The organism is Streptomyces sp. NPDC012794, from assembly GCF_042901085.1.
Lineage (GTDB): Bacteria > Actinomycetota > Actinomycetes > Streptomycetales > Streptomycetaceae > Streptomyces.
Genome location: NZ_JBIBCI010000001.1, coordinates 568,608 through 584,245, shown reverse-complemented (window position 1 = coordinate 584,245; position 15,638 = coordinate 568,608). Strand labels below are relative to the sequence as shown.

13 protein-coding genes are annotated in these 15,638 nt (G+C 73.0%); 4 read left to right on the top strand and 9 right to left on the bottom strand.

What is annotated here, in order from left to right:
* Positions 1-75: 75 nt before the first annotated feature.
* Genes ACFY7H_RS02665 through ACFY7H_RS02655 form a run of 3 tightly spaced genes read right to left on the bottom strand, consistent with a single transcriptional unit; the run spans position 76 to position 4,993 of the window.
* The gene (locus ACFY7H_RS02665; protein WP_388932001.1) at positions 76-1,620 is read right to left on the bottom strand and encodes an FAD-dependent oxidoreductase; all 1,545 of its coding nucleotides are present in this window, start codon (positions 1,618-1,620) and stop codon (positions 76-78) included.
* Positions 1,617-2,699, bottom strand: coding sequence for a glycosyltransferase family 4 protein (locus ACFY7H_RS02660; RefSeq protein WP_388931999.1), 1,083 nt, complete (start codon positions 2,697-2,699; stop codon positions 1,617-1,619). Before ACFY7H_RS02660 ends, ACFY7H_RS02665 begins: the two co-directional genes overlap by 4 nt.
* The gene (locus tag ACFY7H_RS02655) at positions 2,696-4,993 is read right to left on the bottom strand and encodes a glycogen debranching N-terminal domain-containing protein (protein WP_388931997.1); all 2,298 of its coding nucleotides are present in this window, start codon (positions 4,991-4,993) and stop codon (positions 2,696-2,698) included. Before ACFY7H_RS02655 ends, ACFY7H_RS02660 begins: the two co-directional genes overlap by 4 nt.
* A 308-nt stretch (positions 4,994-5,301) precedes the next feature.
* Here ACFY7H_RS02655 and ACFY7H_RS02650 point away from each other — a divergent pair, with 308 nt between their 5' ends.
* A complete protein-coding gene (locus tag ACFY7H_RS02650) occupies positions 5,302-6,729 on the top strand; it encodes a lipase maturation factor family protein (RefSeq protein ID WP_388931994.1) in 1,428 nt (475 codons plus the stop codon).
* A 36-nt stretch (positions 6,730-6,765) separates the two neighbouring features.
* On the opposite strand, the gene ACFY7H_RS02645 is transcribed toward ACFY7H_RS02650, so the two are convergent.
* Together ACFY7H_RS02645 and ACFY7H_RS02640 are read right to left on the bottom strand one after the other, a co-directional pair.
* On the bottom strand, positions 6,766-8,112 hold the full coding sequence (locus tag ACFY7H_RS02645; protein WP_388931991.1) for a UDP-glucose dehydrogenase family protein: 1,347 nt from the start codon (positions 8,110-8,112) through the stop codon (positions 6,766-6,768).
* Between the two features lie 66 nt (positions 8,113-8,178).
* Positions 8,179-8,382, bottom strand: coding sequence for a hypothetical protein (locus ACFY7H_RS02640; protein ID WP_388931989.1), 204 nt, complete (start codon positions 8,380-8,382; stop codon positions 8,179-8,181).
* Positions 8,383-8,710: 328 nt separating this feature from the next.
* On the opposite strand from ACFY7H_RS02640, the gene ACFY7H_RS02635 reads away from it, so the two are divergent.
* Together ACFY7H_RS02635 and ACFY7H_RS02630 are read left to right on the top strand one after the other, a co-directional pair.
* Entirely contained in the window at positions 8,711-8,962 is a 252-nt protein-coding gene (locus tag ACFY7H_RS02635; RefSeq protein WP_388931987.1) for a hypothetical protein, read from the top strand.
* Between the two features lie 27 nt (positions 8,963-8,989).
* On the top strand, positions 8,990-10,075 hold the full coding sequence (locus tag ACFY7H_RS02630; RefSeq protein WP_388931984.1) for a family 43 glycosylhydrolase: 1,086 nt from the start codon (positions 8,990-8,992) through the stop codon (positions 10,073-10,075).
* A gap of 17 nt (positions 10,076-10,092) precedes the next feature.
* Here the strand turns inward: ACFY7H_RS02630 and ACFY7H_RS02625 are convergent, their stop codons facing one another.
* The 4 genes from ACFY7H_RS02625 to ACFY7H_RS02610 all read right to left on the bottom strand — a co-directional run bounded on the left by ACFY7H_RS02625 (position 10,093) and on the right by ACFY7H_RS02610 (position 14,245).
* Positions 10,093-10,944: an MBL fold metallo-hydrolase gene (locus tag ACFY7H_RS02625; RefSeq protein WP_388931981.1), complete on the bottom strand. Its 852-nt coding sequence runs from the start codon at positions 10,942-10,944 to the stop codon at positions 10,093-10,095.
* Positions 10,945-11,174: 230 nt separating this feature from the next.
* Complete coding sequence (locus ACFY7H_RS02620) at positions 11,175-11,567, bottom strand: nuclear transport factor 2 family protein (RefSeq protein WP_388931978.1); 393 nt, start codon at positions 11,565-11,567, stop codon at positions 11,175-11,177.
* Between the two features lie 156 nt (positions 11,568-11,723).
* Positions 11,724-13,295 (bottom strand): alpha/beta hydrolase, encoded by a 1,572-nt coding sequence (locus tag ACFY7H_RS02615; protein WP_388931976.1) that lies wholly within the window; start codon positions 13,293-13,295, stop codon positions 11,724-11,726.
* A gap of 200 nt (positions 13,296-13,495) precedes the next feature.
* Positions 13,496-14,245: a ZIP family metal transporter gene (locus ACFY7H_RS02610; RefSeq protein ID WP_388931974.1), complete on the bottom strand. Its 750-nt coding sequence runs from the start codon at positions 14,243-14,245 to the stop codon at positions 13,496-13,498.
* Positions 14,246-14,455: 210 nt separating this feature from the next.
* On the opposite strand from ACFY7H_RS02610, the gene ACFY7H_RS02605 reads away from it, so the two are divergent.
* On the top strand, positions 14,456-15,604 hold the full coding sequence (locus ACFY7H_RS02605) for a CinY protein (RefSeq protein ID WP_388931972.1): 1,149 nt from the start codon (positions 14,456-14,458) through the stop codon (positions 15,602-15,604).
* Positions 15,605-15,638: the final 34 nt, after the last annotated feature.

The window sequence follows — 15,638 nt, the reverse complement described above, 5'->3', positions numbered from 1 at the left end:
CGGCAGACCACGCCTTCCCCGGCGCGGCCTGCCGGGGGCTCGGCGCCCCGCGGCTGAGCGGCCCCGGATCAGGCGTCAGAGGTCTTTCGGGTCCCGTCGTTCCAGGGGGTCGAGGGCGGGGCCCTGGAGGACCTCGCCGTCGATGCCGAAGCGGGAGCCGTGGCAGGGGCACTCCCACGTCCGTTCCGCGTTGTTGAAGGCGACGAGGCAGCCGAGGTGGGTGCAGACGGCGGACACCGCGTGCAGTTCCCCCTGGTCGTCGCGGTGTACGGCGCACGGCCCGCCGTCGGCTCGGACGACCGTGGCCTCACCGGGCCGCAGCGCGCCGACCGGGCCGCCCGTACCGTCGCCCATGGCCTTCAGCCGGTCCATGACGAAGTGCTTCCCGACGTCCCACTGTGCCTTCAGGAACTCGGGGGCCGACCGGAGGGCGGGGCCGAAGCGGCGGGGGTCGTAGAGTCCGGACCACGGGTCCTCGTCGCGGGTGGCGAGGGAAGCGATGAGCTGCCCGGCCAGCACTCCGCCGGTCATGCCCCACCCGGCGAATCCGGTGGCGACGTAGACGTGGTCGCCGTCGGAGCCCCAGCGGCCGATGAGGGGCAGCGTGTCGGTGGAGCTGTTGTCCTGTGCCGCCCACCGGTGCGTGATCGGCACACCGGGGAAGTACCGCTCGGTCCACGCTTGCAGGCGGGCGTACCGCTCCGCCGTGTCCTGTCCGGTGCCCGGGGTGAAGGCCTCTCCGCCGACGATCAGGAGCCGGCCGCCGTCCGCGAGGGGCGCGGTGCGCACGGACCGCGTGGCGTCTTCCCTGGTGATGTACATGCCGTCCGGGTCCTGGCTCGCGGGCAAGGGCCCCGCGATGACCAGGTCGCGTCGCTGGGTGAGCCGGGTGGCGAGCAAGGCGTGGTCGAAGACCGGGTGGTGGGTCGCGATGACCACGTGCCGGGCGGTGACGGTGGTCCCGGAGGAGGTCGTGACGCGGCACGGATCGCCCCCGTCGAGGCCGGTGACACGGGTGTGCTCGTACAGCCGCCCACCCCGCGCGACGAGGTCCTCGACGAGACCGCGGAGGTATCCGAGGGGGTGGAACTGCGCCTGGTCCCCGAGCGTGACGGCGCCCGCGACCGGATACGGCAGACCGGTCTCGGTGACGAAGGAGGCGTCGAGACCGGCCGCCCGGGCGGCTTCGGCCTCCGCCCGCAGCGCCTCGACGCCGTCGGGCCGCTCGCAGTAGGTGACGGCGGGGCGGCGTTCCAGGTCACAATCGATGCCGAGGTCCCGGACCACCTCGAAGACGTGGCGCAGCGCGGCGCTCTGGGAGGTGGCGTAACGGCGGGCGGCGTCCTCCCCGTGCCTGCTGCGCAGCGTGTCGTAGACGCCGGGGTGCAGGGCGGTGAGCTTTCCGGTGGTGTGGCCCGTCACGCCTGCCGCGAGGCGGTCGGCCTCCAGCACGACGACGCTCAGCCCGGTGCGGGCGAGTTCCCAGGCGACGCTGAGGCCGGCGATGCCGGCGCCGATGACGGCCGCGTCCGCCTCGGTGGGGGTCGACAGGGGGGCGAAGGCGGGCATCTCGGCCGTCTGCATCCAGAACGACCGGCCCGGGGAGGGGCGTGGATTCATGTCCGGCGCCTGCCCAGGGAGTCGCGTCGCAATGCGCGGTCCGTGCGTTGGCCGGCGAGCTCCTCGTAGAGCGAGGCGTACGCCGCCGCCATGCGCGAGGTGTCGAACCGGTCGAGCACCCGCGCCCGGCAGTCGCGGGGGGAAAGCCGGCTGACGTTGCGGATGGCGTCCGGCAGCTCGGCCGGGTCGTCGCACACGAAGCCCGTCACCCCGTGGTCGACGATCTCGGGTACGGATCCCCGCCGCAGCGCCACGACGGGGGTGCCGCATGCCATGGCTTCGATCATCACCATGCCGAAGGGCTCTTCCCAGCAGATCGGGAAGAGCAGGCACTGGGCCTCGGCGAGCAGCTCGCGCTTGGCCGCCTGGTCCAGCTCGCCCACCCATTCGGCGTCCTCGCCCAGGCGGGGCAGGACCTCGTTCCTGAAGTACGGCTCCTCGTCCGGGTCGTTGCACTTGCCGGCGATGGTGATCGCCTTCCCGGCCCGGCGGGCGGCGTCGATGGCGAGGTGGACGCCCTTCTCGGCGGCGATCCGGCCGAGGAAGGCCACGCGGTCGCCCTTGCGCTCGCGGTAGGGGTGGTCGAGGGTGCGGACGGCGTTGTGGACCTGCCCGGCCCAGGGGAGGCCGGGGGCCTGCTCCTGCTGGGCGCGGGAGATCGCCACCAGGCTCACCGAGCCGGCCAGCGCCTGGTAGTAGTCCCCGAGCTCGCCGGAGACGGGGCCGTGCGCGGTCACCACGGTGGGCACGGGCCGCTGACCCGCCTGGAGCGGTCCGGCGGTGCTGTGGTCGTGGATGATGTCCGGCTGAAGGGTGCGGAGCACCTGTGCCGCGCGCGCCGCGTGCAGCACCTCCGGTCCGGCCCTCCCCAGCCGTGTGTCTCCCCGGGGCATGGTGTCGGTGGCGATGAAATCGGCCTTGGTCCCGTTGAGGCCCACTCCGATGACGGTCACCTTGTGGCCCAGCTCCACCAGGCCGTCGACCAGGTCGGCGCACATCGACTCGATGCCCCCGTAGGCGGCGGGCGGAAGCTGGAACCAGGGCGTGGAAACGATGGCGATGTCCAGAGGACGGTTCATGAGCTACTCCCCCCTGCGGACCCCGCGGGCCCGGAGTGGTCTGCGTGGTCCGTGTGGCCTGCGTGGTCCGTGTGCGCTGCATGGTCTGGGTGCGCTGAGTGGCCTGTGTGGCCTGCGGCGCCACCGGCCGGGGGCGGGCCCGTCGGCGCCCTCCGGTGGCTCGGCGCCGCGGCGAGCGGCTTGCGCGGCTGCAGGATGACCTCCACGTCGTCGGCGAGGCCCTCCAGACGGGTCGAGGGTCCGTCCACCCACAGCTCCGCACGGCCGCCGGCGAGCGGCAGGTTGTGCACGTGGAGGCGGCCGTAGCGCTGGGGCCAGGCCGGGGCCACCCACACCTGCCGGTGCGACATCCACGGGTCCAGCCGCAGCAGCGCCCGCATGAGCTGGACCGGGGCCGCGGCCGCCCAGGCCTGCGGGGAGCAGGAGGTCGGGTACGGCAGCGGTGCCTCGTACTCACTGCGGTCGAAGCCGCAGAAGAGCTCGGGCAGCCTGCCGCCGAACGCCTCCGCGGCGTCCAGGATGCCGGTCGCCACGCGCTGGGCCTCCTCCACGAAGCCGTAGCGCATCAGGCCGGTCGCGACGATGGCGTTGTCGTGCGGCCAGACCGAGCCGTTGTGGTAGCTCATCGGGTTGTAGGCGCCCATGGAGGAAGCGAGGGTACGGACCCCCCAGCCGGTGAACATCTCCGGCGACAGCAGCCGTTCCGCCACCCGGGCCGCCTTGTCCTCGTCGACGATCCCGGTCCACAGGCAGTGCCCCATGTTGGAGGCCAGCGAGTCGATGGGACGTTTGTCCCGGTCGAGGCCGATGGCGAACCATCCCCGGTCGGGCAGCCAGAACTGTTCGTTGAACGCCTCCTTCAGCGCGGCGGCCCGCCGCGCCCAGTGTTCGACCGCGGCCGTGTCCCCGGCCTCGTGCGCGAAGTGCGACCGCACCACGTACGCCGCGTACACGTAGGCCTGCACCTCGCACAGGGCGATCGGTGACTCGGCGAGGCGGCCGTCGGCGAAGTTGACGCCGTCGAAGGAGTCCTTCCAGCCCTGGTTGAGCAGGCCGTCGTCCGTCATCCGGTGGTATTCGACGAAGCCGTCGCCGTCCCGGTCGCCGTACCGCTCGATCCACTCCAGCGCCCGGTCGGCATGGGGCAGGAGCGCGTCGACCGCCGCCGGTGCGATCCCCCAGCGCCGCAGCTCGCCCAGCATCACCACGAACAGCGGGGTCGCGTCGGCGGTGCCGTAGTACACGCTGCCGCCGCCTCGGGCCAGCGGGAAGTCCAGACCGAACCGGGTCTCGTGCAGGATCCGTCCCGGCTGCTCCTCCGTGCGGGGATCGACGGTGCGGCCCTGCGCGCGGGCCAGGGTCTGCAAGGTACCCAGGGCCAGGCTCGGGTCCAGGGGCAGCGCCATGTAGGAGGCCAGCAGGGAGTCACGTCCGAAGAGCGCCATGAACCAGGGTGCGCCGGCCGCGACGGCCACGTTCTCCGGGTGCTGCGGGTCGAAGATCCGCAGCGCGCCGAGGTCCTCCACGCTGCGCCGCAGCGTCCGCCGGAGCTCGGGGTCCTCGATCTCCCCGACGCGCGGGGCGCCCTCGCGCCACGCCCGCATCCGCCGCGCGGGGGAGGATTCGCCCACCTCCGCTCCCGTCGGGAACGTGCCGGTGATCAGTTGCCCGTCGATGCTCGGCTGGACCAGGACGGTCGTACGCCAGTCGCCGTGGGCGGGGAGGCTGACGCCGAAGTCCAGGCCGTCCGGCCGGGCCCGGGCACCGGTGGCCTCCACGTGCACCCCGCGCCGCGCCTCTCCCGCGAGGAGCGCGAGGGTGAGGCCGGAGCCGTCCGGCGAGGCGGTGACCTCGCCACGGGACTGCACCCGGTTCTCCTTCACGTCGAACAGGTCGGCGAAGTCGGCGCCCACGTGCAGGGAGAGCACGAGTGACACCGGCCGGTTGCCGAGGTTCCGCAGGTGGAGGTCCTCCCGCATGCCGTCACCGACGTACCGCCGGCGTTCCAGCAGCACTTCGGTCTCCGAGCCCCTCGGGGGGACGCGGGCCACGAACGTCGTGCTGTACGGGTCCCCGGACAGGACCGTGAGCTCGTGCGGGAGGCGGTCGTCCAGTCGCAGCCGCCAGTCGGAGATGATGCGGGTGTCGCGGAAGAACAGCCCCTGCGGGGAGTCCGCCTCCATGTCCCCTGACGTTCCGGAGACGCAGAACGTCGGCCCCTCGACCAGCGTCACCGTGGCTGTGGTGTGCACTGCGGGTTCGTGCTCGACGATCGTGTCGAATCCCGCGCTCATGCTTCCTCCTGATGGCTGAAGCCCATGGCCCCCGCCGTAGCGTCGGCCCGCGCCGCTCAGGGCGGGGTGACGTCCGTCAGCCCCGTGGCAGACGTAGGGATCGGTCAAGTCGTACCGCACGGAGCCGGGCCTCACCCAGGCAGCGCGACCGGGCAGGGGAACTCGTCCACCACCTGGGCCAACGCCTCGGAGGCTCCTGCGGGCGGCCCACAGGAATGCCGGCCGGCCCCGGGTGTTCTTACTGGTAGGGAGTATGGCGGCCGGTCGGGGGCGGTCGCCGCGGCCGCGTTCGCGCGCGGGAGGGTGCCGTGGAGTGGTTCACGGATACCGACTACTGGCTGGGCCGTCTGGTGTTCCAGCGGGGTCTGGCCGTCCTGTATCTGGTGGCCTTCCTCAGCTCGGTGCACCAGTACCGGGCGCTCATCGGCGAACGCGGGCTGCTGCCGGTGCCACGCTTCCTGGCCGCCACCACGTTCCGGCGGACCCCGTCCGTCTTCCACCTCCACTACTCGGACCGTTTCTTCGCGGTCGTCGCGTGGACGGGGGTGGCGCTCTCCGCCGCGCTGGCCGCGGGGGCGGCGGACCGGGTGCCCCTGTGGGCCGCGATGGCGATGTGGGCGGTCCTGTGGGTGCTGTACCTGTCCATCGTGAACGTCGGGCAGACCTGGTACGCGTTCATGTGGGAGTCGCTGCTGCTGGAGGCGGGCTTCCTGGCCGTCTTCCTCGGCAACGAGCGCACCGCGCCGCCCGTCCTGGTCCTGTTCCTGCTGCGCTGGCTGCTCTTCCGGCTGGAGTTCGGAGCGGGACTGATCAAGCTGCGCGGGGACTCCTGCTGGCGCGACCTGACCTGCCTGTACCACCACCACGAGACGCAGCCGATGCCGGGACCGCTCAGCCGGTTCTTCCACCACCTGCCCGGGCCGCTGCACCGGGTCGAGGTGGCGGGCAATCACGTGGCGCAGCTGCTGGCACCGGTGCTGCTGTTCGCGCCGCAGCCGGTCGCGAGCGTGGCCGCGGGCTTCGTCGTCGTGACCCAGCTGTGGCTCGTGGCGTCCGGCAACTTCGCCTGGCTCAACTGGCTGGCCGTCCTCCTCGCGCTGTCCGCCGTGGACGGCGGACGGGCGGCCGACGTGCTCCCCCTGCCGGAGCCTCCCGCCCTCGCCGCCCCACCGGGGTGGTACCAGGGCCTGGTCATCGCCGTCACCGCCCTGGTGGCCGTGCTCAGCTACTGGCCGGTGCGCAACATGCTCTCGCGGCACCAGGTGATGAACTCCTCGTTCAATGCCTTCCACCTGGTCAACACCTACGGAGCCTTCGGCAGCGTCAGCAGGATCCGCCTGGAGGTGGTGATCGAGGGGACGGACGAGCCCGCGATCACGGCGGACACGCGGTGGAAGGAGTACGGCTTCCGGGGCAAGCCCGGTGACGTCCGCCGGCGGCCGCCGCAGGTGGCCCCCTACCACCTGCGGCTCGACTGGCTCCTGTGGTTCGCCGCGCTCTCGCCCACGTACGCCCGCACCTGGTTCGGGCCACTCCTCGGCAAGCTCCTCGACAACGATCCGGCGGTCCTCAAGCTGCTCAGGGACAACCCCTTCCCCACCGCTCCCCCCACCCATCTGCGCGCCCGGCTCTACCACTACCGCTTCACCAGCCGACGGGAACGGCGTGCCACCGGCGCCTGGTGGCAGCGCGGCCTGGTGGCCGAGTACGTCCCCCCGGTGACCAGGGCCGACTGAGCGGCGCGGCGGGACTCGTCCCTGCGGTCCGCGGGGTCAGCGGTCGCCCGGGCCGGCCGAGGAGCCGCTCCGGCCGTCACTGCGGCGGGGACCCATGGAGAGGTAGCGGATACCGGTGTGGGCGACGGCGGCGGGCGGCAGGCAGTTCTTGGTGTCGACCAGCAGTCGCGGCGCCGCCATGCGCCGCCCGTGGGTGGCCCACTCGGCGGCGGTGACCTGCGGCCAGTCGGTCAGGACGACGGCCGCCGCTGCCCCGTCGAGCGCCTCGGTGAGGTCGGCGGCCGGCTGGGTGCCGGGGAACAGCCCGGTGATCTCCGCCGCCGGGACGGAGGGCTCCCAGATCCGTACGGTGCCCGCCAGCGCCCGCAGTTCCGGGACGATCGTCATGGAGGGCGCGTCGCGCAGGTCGTCCGTCCACGCCTGGTAGCGCAGGCCGAGGACGGCGACGACGGCTCCGTCCCCGGCGAGGGGTACCGGGCCGAGGTGGTCGCGCACCAGCCTGACCGGACGCAGCACCTGGGCGCGGTTGGCGGCGATGACGGCCTCGATCACCGGCAGCGGATGCCCGGCGAGGCGGGACCAGTACCGCAGCGCGAGGGTGTCCTTGGGCAGGCAGGATCCGGCGTAGCCGGCCTCGGCGCGCAGGAAGGCCGGGCCGATGCGCGGGTCGAGTCCGGCGCCGGTCAGCACGTCGTCGATGTCGGCGCCGGTTCCCTCGCACAGGGTGATCAGGTCGCCGACGAAGCTGACCTTGGTCGCGAGGAAGGCGTTGGCGGCGTACTTGACCGTCTCGGCGGTGGTGGGGTCGGTCACCACCCACGGGGCGTCGATGCCCCGGTACAGCTCGCGGACCTGGTCGAGCAGTCCGGGCTCGGCGAGGCCCGCGACGATCCGGGCGGGATGGTTCCAGTCCTCGGCGGCGCGGCCCTGGCTGAGGAACTCGGGGCTGTAGACGTAGCGGGTGCGCAGCGGTTCCGCATCCGGGGCGGCCAGCCAGTCGGCGCTGGTCCCGGGCGGCACCGTGGACTTGACCACCACCAGGCCGGGCAGCGTGGTGAGCGCCAGCACGTCCGCGAGGGCGGCCCTCACCTGGCCCAGGTCCGGACGGCCGGTGGCGGTCGGCGGGGAGCCGACCGCGATCAGTACGGCGTCCAGCGGATCGCGGAGCGCCGACAGCGCCCCGGCGAAGGCCAGCGTACCGGCGCCGCGGGCCTCGGCCAGGAGCGCCCCGAAGCCCCGCTCCTCGAACGGCACCTCCCCCTCGGTCAGCAGCCGCAGCCGCCGGGGGTCGGCTTCCACCCCGATCACCTGGTGCTTCTTCGCCGCCAGCCCGAGGGCCGCCGTCAGCCCGACGTACCCCTGGCCCACCACCGCCACCCGCACGGCCACTCCTCACTCGAACAGCTCCGCCGGCGACGCCGGGTTCACCTGCCGCGCCGGGGAGGCGGCCTACCGGTCCCCGGAAGCGTCCTCCGCCGTCTGCAGGGCCTGGGCGGCGATGGTGATCGCCTCTTGGTCGTGGCCCGCCGCTTTCGCCGCCCGGGCCTGGTCGAGGGAGACCTGGAGCAGTTCGACGGTGTGCTCCGGCAGGGAGTCCGACGCCACGAGGTCCTCCAGCTTCCGGATGGTGTCTGTGGCCAGGTCCTCGGTCATCGGGGCGTCTCCCTCTGTCTGGATCAAGGACATGTGACGCTGCCACGCCATCGCGGACGGGGACAAGGCGGCCCGCGGCCGGACCACCCTCACGCGTGACCGCGGCTGATCTCCCCGGCCCAGCCGTCCGTCCCGGCGGAGCGGGCCGCCGTGGGCACAGCCGGCAGGCGCGGTCCACGGCTCCTGATCCGCCGTGTCGCGCAACGGCGGGCGCGCCGGCGCGTTGTCACTGCGGAACCGTCCGGACACTGACCTCACGCGCGCGGTCCGCCGGCCATCCTCGGTACCACCGGCTCCGGGTGGCCTGGACGCGCGGGATCGGAGCGCCATGCCCCTTCCTCATCGCGGAACCCGCCTCACGCGCCGCTTCGGGCGCTGCCTCGCCCTGGCCGCCGTCGCCGCCGCCATGGTCCTGGGCCCGGCCGGGGGCCCCGTCCTGGCCGCCGCGGACGGTCCGGTGCTCGACCGGAACTTCCCCGACCCGGACGTCGTGAGGGTGGGCCGCACGTACCACGCGTACGCCACTAACGGCGACGGCAAGAACATCCAGCACGCGACCTCCACCGACCTGGTGCGCTAACAGGTCGACAGCGCTGACGTCCTGCCCGTGCCGGGCGACTGGGCGGTCCCCAACCGCGACTTCGTGTGGGCGCCGGAGGTGTACGACAACGGCAACGGCTTCACCATGCACTACACGGCCCGCGACAGGGCGACGGACAAGCAGTCCATCGGTGTCGCGCTGTCCTCCTCCGCGGCGGGCCCCTTCCGGCCGGCTGGTGACGGGCCGCTGGTGTGCCCGGCGTCGGAGGGCGGTGCGATCGACGCCTCCAGCCACACCGAACGGGGGCGGCGCTACCTGCTGTGGAAGAACGACGGCAACTGCTGCGGCATGGACACCTGGCTGTATCTCCAGCCCACCTCGTGGGACGGCACCCGTACGACCGGGGACCCGGTCAGGCTGATCGGGCAGGACCCGGGGGAAGGGCTGGTGGAAGCGCCCACCCTCGTCGAACGGGGCGGCCACTACGTGCTGTTCTACTCGGCCGGTGACTACCGGCGTGACAAGTACAGGACCGGCTACGCGGTGGCACCCGCGCTGACGGGCCCGTACGTCAAGGCGGCCGGCCCGTTGATGACGACGGAGAGCTTCTCGGGCAGGGTACGCGGCCCCGGCGGGCAGGACGTGGTGGCCGGCCCGGACGGCCGCGACCGGATCGTCTTCCACGGCTGGAGCGCCGACTACGGCCGCCGGCCGATGTACATGGCCGACCTGGGCTTCGCAGACGGGCGCCCCGTCGTGCGCGGCAGCAAGGTCCTCCATCAGGCGGAGGACGCGCGCGTGCACCACGCGCTGGTCCGTGACGCCGCCGGCGGTTCCGGCGGCCGGGCCGTCGGGGGAATCGACCACGACGACAGCTACGTGGAGTTCACGGTCTTCGCCGCGTCGGCGGGCGAGCACCTGCTGTCCGTGCGGTTCGGCAACGGTTCCAGGGACGCCGCGGGAGCCCCCGTGGACGCGACCCACCGCCTCTCGGTCAACGGCACCGCCGCCGGTACAGTCCGCTACTGGCACACCGGCTGGGACACCTGGAAGACGACCGAGACGTCGGTGACCCTGTCCGGAGGATGGAACACGGTCCGTCTGTCCAAGGGTGAGTACTTCACCGAGCTGGACAGCGTGGAACTGGCCTGAGCCGCGGCGGGCGCCGCTCAGGTCCCCGACGGCCGCGGCTGCTCCGGCGGAACCGAGCTTTCGGCCGCCGCCATCCACTGGTCCAGGTCGGCCTGGGTGAACTCCGTCCACGGCGGGATCCCGGGGAGCCGGCGCAGGAGGTCGTAGGCCTCGGGGATGTGCGGGCCGCGGAGGACCGGGCAGTGGCAGCCGGCGATGACCTGGGCGTCCAGGTCCTGGAAGGCGTTGACGACCGCCCCGAACTTCTCGTCGTCCAGCAGGGCGGACCAGGGGGAGACCAGGCGTCCGCCGAAGAACTGTCCGTCGCGGAATTCGTCCGGCGTCAGCGCGGACGTTTCGGGCATGGGGGCGGGAACGTTGGTGGCGAAGGTGTCCACGGACCACAGGACGCTGGTCTTCGTGTCGAAGAGGGCGCGGGTCGTGGGGTTGTCGTACAGGGGCGGCCGCTTGGCGACCAGGGTGCGGTCGCCCGCGTCGATGGTGTCGCCGTCGTTCATGAAGCGGCACCGGTTGACGGGGGTCTCCCATTCCTCGGCCATGCGGCCGATGGAGAACCAGGTCGTCAGCAGTGTCGCGTTCGGGCATTCCGCGAGGACCGCGAGGAGGTTGCCGGCGTGGTCACGGTCGTCGTGGGTGAGGAAGATCCACCGTACGTCCAGGGGATCCACCACGGACCAGGCCGCCTCCAGCCACTGGGAGCGCACCGCGGGCGCACCGGTGTCCACGAGGACCGGTTCCGCTCCCCGGATGACCATGGAGTTCATCGGGAAGTGGCCGACCGGTGGGGCTTGCAGGGCCCACGGGATGACGAACGTCTCCTCGGCGATCTCGTACGGCTGCAGAAGGTTGAAGCTGTCCATGCTTGTCATCGCTGCTCTCCCTAGGACGGAGTCATCGCAGCGTCCATGAATCCAGTGCAGCCCCGGTGCGCGGCGGCCGCAAACGCAGGGCGGCCGCGGCCGGACGACGCCGGCTCCGGTGAGCGACGAGGGGCGCACGGCCCGGCGCCGGGCAGGTCCGGCCGTGACCGCGGACCGGCCCGGCTCCGCGGGCCTGCCGGCCTGGCGGGATCTGGGGGGCCGGCGTCCGCGGCGTGCCGCTACGACCAGAAATCGTCGTACAGGGGCGGGTCCGCAACGAAGACCCGGCCCTCGGTGATCACGCCGTCGGCGATGCGGAAGACGATCACGTTGTCCATGTCGAGCCGCTTTCCTTCGCGTGACGCCGTGACGTGCAGCAGGGCGACCGTGTTGTCGTCGTCGGCGAGGACGTTCTGGAGCGCCGGGCGATAGGTGCCGCCCGTCAGCTCGAACTCCCGGCCGAACCGTGCGAACGTCTCCTCGCGTCCTCTGGTCTCCCCCGCCAACAGGTTCCTGCCCCCGATGTGCCAGACCACATCGGGGTGGAAGACTTCCGCCAGCGCGTCCATGTCGCCGGCCGAGAAGGCGGCCAGGGCTCGGTGGAACACGACGATGTGCGGGTGCTCGGTCATCGGGTCTCCTCCTGGGTCTCGTCGGCGACGGTATGCAGGTCGCGGGACGGGACGCGGGTGCCCCGCCGGGCCACCGGCCGTCCGGGACACGTCCGGCCTCACCGGCCGCGTACCGGACCGGGAACCATCAGGTACCGGCGGCCGCCGGCGGCTTCGTCACTGGGATCCGGCCTGCTTGGCGCAGGTCCGGTCCTGCTTCGGCAGGGTGCCGGTGGCCAGGTACGCGTTGACCTGGTCGTCCACGCAGGTGTTGCCGTAGAGCCCGAAGAGGGCGTGCCGGTTGGCGCCCTCCAGGGTGAGCAGCCGGGAGCTGGGGAGCAGGCCGCGCAGGGCGACGCTGCTGCGGTAGGTGGTGCGCGGATCGCCGGTGGCCGCCACGATCAGGGCGGGCGTGTCCCGCCGCACCCGGGTGGGTTCCTCGCGGGGGCGGTCCCAGAAGGCGCACGGGCCTATGTTGTCGGTCAGGGGGCCGAAGAGGGGGTGCTTCGCCCGGTTGCGTTCGATGTCGCGCCAGTAGAGCTCCGGGTCGCGCGGGGCGGCCACGTCCCCGCAGATGATCGCGGCCTGCGCGCCCGTGGGCTCGCCCTCGCCGCGCAGCGCGTACCGGAGCGCCGCGGCGAACTCCGGCGACAGGGTGCTCGGTACGCCCTCCGCGGCCTTGGCCAGGGCGGAGATCTGTTCCCCGAAGGCCGCCCGCGCCGGGTCGGTGTCGTCCGCGATGCCCGAGAAGAGCAGGAGCGGCACCTGGCTGTCGTCGATCCGGAAGGCGTCGGTGCCGGTGCCGATGGTCAAGGGGCCGCGGGCCGACGCCGCGACGATACGGCCGATGGTGGCGAGCACCTCGGCGCGGGTGCGGCCGAGCCCGTAGGTGTCGTGGCGGCGCGCCGCCCAGTCGGCCCAGCCGGCGAGCGCCTGCTCGTTCTCGCGCTCGGTGCCCTGGAGCAGCCGGGCACGGTAGTCGGCCGGGGCGATCGCCCCGTCGAAGACCACCCGGTCGTAGCGGGTGGGGAACATCTGGGTGTAGACCGTGCCCAGGTAGCTGCCGTACGAGTAGCCCAGGTAGGAGATCTTCCGCTCTCCGAGCACGCCGCGGATGACGTCCATGTCGCGGGCCGTGTTGCGGGTGCTGACGTGCGGGAGCACGGAGGCGTTGGTGGCGCGGCACTTGTCGGCGAGGCTCTTCTGGAGGGCGACCTGCCGGTCGAAGCCCGCCCGGCCCTCGCCCGAGGACAGCCAGCTCATGCCGACGGGCCAGCCGCAGTCCAGCGGGGTGCTGCGGCCGACGAAGCGCGGGTCGAAGCCGATGATGTCGTAGCGGGCGCCGACGCCCTTCATCGCCTTGCGCATGTCCGGCGGTGACGCGACCGCGCCTCCGCCCGGGCCGCCGTTGTTCAGCAGGATCGAGCCGATGCGGTGGCGGGTGTCGGTGGCCTTGAGCCGGGACACGGCGACGGTGATCGTGCGGCCCCGGGGGGCGGAGTAGTCCAGCGGAACGGTCACGTCGGCGCAGCGTACGCCGGCCCGGTCGAGGTCGCGGCCTGTCGTGTCGTCAGGTCCCTTGGCGCAGCTGCCCCAGTCGGGCCGCTGTCGGTAGTAGCGGTCGAGCCCGCTGCCCCCTTCGTCGGCCGCGGCGAGGGCGGGAGACCCGGTGAGGCAGGCGGAGAGGGCGAGGCCCAGGGCGAGGGCGTTGCGCAGGGGCGGGCTGATGGCCGTTCGGGGTGATCGCATGCCCCGAGGCTACGAACGTGCCCGCGTACGGCACATCGCCCCCGGGCACGAGGACCCTGGTCCCGCCCGCCGCCGGCCCGGGACCCTCGTCCCGGTACGGCGTCCGCCCCGGGGAGGACAGCCCCCAGGCAGCCCCGGCCGGCCGGACCGCCGCCGGGACCGCCGACGGTCCGGGGGCGGGCCCGCGCGGCCCGCGGCAGCTACAGGTGGGACAGCGCGAACGCGGACAGGAAGCCCACCACGGTGACCAGTCCCGTCAGCAGGTGCACCTCGCCGTACGCCTCCGGGATCATCGTGTCGGCGATCATCGCCAGGATCGCCCCGCCGGCCACCGCGGTGATCACGGCCATCGTCGCCTCGGAAGCCCCTCCCAGCAGCGCGTACCCGGACAGGGCGGCGAGTCCGCTGATCACGGCGATGCTCCCCCACAGGGCGAACACGTAGGTCCGGCTGCGCCCGGCACTCCTCATCCCGACGGAACTGGCCAGCCCTTCCGGAATGTTGCTGATGAACACCGCCCCCACCGTGGCGACTCCCAGATGACCGCCGCCCAGCAGGCTCGTCCCGATCACCACGGACTCCGGGATCCCGTCGAGCAGCGCCCCCAGGGCGATGGCGTTCCCGGACCCGGGGGCCTCGTCCTCGGAAGGCTGCTGCTCCCCCGAGCGCTTGCGGTGTCGCGCACCGCGCCGTGCCAGCAGCGCGTTGGCGCCCGAGTACACGGCCGCGCCGCCGACCGCTCCCGCCGCCACCGGCCACATCCCCGACCGCTCGTAGGCTTCGGCGATCAGCTCGAAGGACACCGCAGCCATCAGTACGCCGCTGCCGAACGCCATCACGAGCGCGATCAGCCGTGGCGGGACGCGCACCAGCGAGCCGATGGCCGCCCCTGCCAGCAGGGCCGCGCCCGCGAACAGCCCCCACCCTCCCGCCGTCAACGCTCCGCTCACAGCCAACCCGCCTTCCTCGCCGACACGTGGGCCGCTCCTACCCGGCGAACGAGCGCCGCAACGGCCGTCCCGCCACGGACATCCGGCCGGCGTCCCGGGGGACGGCTCGCGGCACCGGTACCCGGCGGCTACTGACTGGTAGCTATATTTTGACGGCTCGTACGCCCGAGGGAGGCGCACGGGTCTCAACAAGGGGAAATCATCATGACGATGACACACCGTCGGAGCAGGCCAGTGCTCTCGACGCTCTCGGCCGGGATCGCGGCCACCGCCCTGCTCCTCGGGCTCGCGACGTCCGCCGACGCCGCTCCGCTTCCGGACACGACGCAGGGCGGGCCGAAGGACGGGGCGACCGCGGGGGCCGTCACCGGGCCCGTGCTCACGCCCACCGGCCCGGCCCCGAAGGTGAAGAAGCCCGGACCCGGCATACCGCCGATCCAGTACTTCGGCACCATCGACAGCTTCGGGCAGAACTCCGAGCACGAACGCATCACCCGTGCGGCCCTCGCGTGCCCGACCGGCACCTCCCCGGGCACGACCGGGGACTGCTTCCAGCCGGCGTCCATCCGCCAGCTGGCGGGGGCGAAGGGAACGATGGGGGCCATCGGCGCGCCGGACGTGGACCAGGTGTTCACCGAAGCCGCGCACTGCGACGGCGCCGACTACCTCAACGGGGCCGGCTACCCCCGGACCCGCGCGCAGGCCACCTCGGTGCTGCTGGCGTGCATCGCGCACCTCAAGGGCGAGTTCAACCGGGGCGTGGAGAAGGCGGACGCGCTCGTGGACGCCGCGGGCGGCGTCAGCGCCTCCGCGACCGACCTCTCCTCCGACTGCACCTTCGTGCTGGGCGTCGCGGGCCGCGGCAAGTGCAACGCCATCGAGGGCTTCGGCCGGGCGCTCCACGGAACCGAGGACTTCTACTCGCACAGCAACTGGGCGGACAAGGCGGACAGCAGGTACGCCATCGGCGTCAACAACCCGCCGGGCCTGGCCCGTACCGGACCGGCGCCCTTCCTCCGGCTGGCCGCCCCGGCCCCTTCGGCCTCCGACATCCCCGGCGACCTCACGACCGGCTGTTTCAGCCTCAACCCGTGGGGCTGCGGCAACCGCGTCACCCACGGCGTCCTGAACAAGGACAACGGCATCATCGACCCCGTGACCGGGGAGGCCTCCTCCCCGACCACCACCCGGGGGCAGGTCGCCGGCAACTTCAGCGCCGCCGTCCAGGCGGCCATCGCCGACACCCGCGCCCAGTGGGCGGGCTTCCGCAGCTCCCTCATCGCCCGCTACGGCACCGTCCGCGGCCAGCGCATCGCCTGCGCGATGACCCAGGACGACCCGGTGCGCGACTGCCGGTAGGTCTCGGGGCGCTGCCGGGCCGGGGGCTCTCCGC